This window comes from Pseudomonas huaxiensis, from assembly GCF_003231275.1.
GTDB classification, from domain to species: domain Bacteria; phylum Pseudomonadota; class Gammaproteobacteria; order Pseudomonadales; family Pseudomonadaceae; genus Aquipseudomonas; species Aquipseudomonas huaxiensis.
Map to the genome: position 1 here is coordinate 1 of NZ_QKVL01000139.1, position 956 is coordinate 956.

At 65.0% G+C, this 956-nt stretch carries 1 protein-coding gene; it reads right to left on the reverse strand.

Going from position 1 to position 956, the window contains the following annotated elements; translation table 11 throughout:
• Window positions 1-956, reverse strand: a 956-nt coding sequence (locus DM374_RS32575) for an AMP-binding protein (RefSeq protein ID WP_157969814.1), incomplete at both ends; no start/stop codon positions are given.

Below are 956 nucleotides of genomic sequence, written 5' to 3' on the forward strand. Positions count from 1 at the left end.
GGGGTGGTGCGGCGCGGGTCGGCGACATAGCCGCGACCGACGCCCGTACCGGCGACACAGAGTTCACCGACGGCGCCCAGTGGCACCAGCTCCAGCGCGCCATCCAGCAGGTAGATCAGGTTGTTGTCGGTCGGCGTGCCGATCGGCAAGTAAGTGCTTTGCGTGGAATCCAGATCGACGCGGAAGAACGCCACGTCGTCCGAGCATTCGGCCGGGCCGTAGGCGTTGACGAGGCCGATCTGTGGATAACGCAGCAGCCATTGCTTCGCCAGTTCAGGTGGCATGGCTTCGCCGGTCGGCAGCATCCAGCGCAGGCCGTCCAGGCTCACGCGCTCTTCGGCCAGCAGGCCCTGAATCAACGAAGGCACGCTTTCCAGCACGCTGATGCCCTGGGCTTGAACATGGGCCAGCAGCGCCTGTGGATCGCGGGCGATGTCATTCGGCACGATATCCACACGAGCACCGAACAGCGGCGCGGCGAGGAACTGCCAGACGGAAATGTCGAAGCTTTGCGACGCGGTCTGGGCGATCACATCGGCGTCGCTCAGATTGAGGTAAGGCACCTTGCTCAACTGGTTGTTGAGCATGCCGCGCTGCTCGACCATCACGCCTTTCGGCAGGCCGGTGGAGCCGGAGGTGAAGATCACGTAGGCGAGGTTATCCGGGGCGCTGTAGCGGCCCGGGTTATCCACAGACACCGCGCTCTGCTGGACCTGTTCCCAGACCAGCAATTGCACCGGGCTTTCCAGCGCGGCCAACAGCTCACGCGCTTGCGCTTCGCACTCGGCGCTGCACACCAGCACCGGCGCACCGCTCTGCGCGATCACGCCGCTCAAACGCGGATTCGGCAGCGCCGGGTCCAACGGCAAATAACCTGCGCCAGCCTTGAAGCTGCCGACGATCATGCCCAGCAGGTCCGGGCCACGCTCGGCCAGCAAGGCGATCGGTTGATCGAA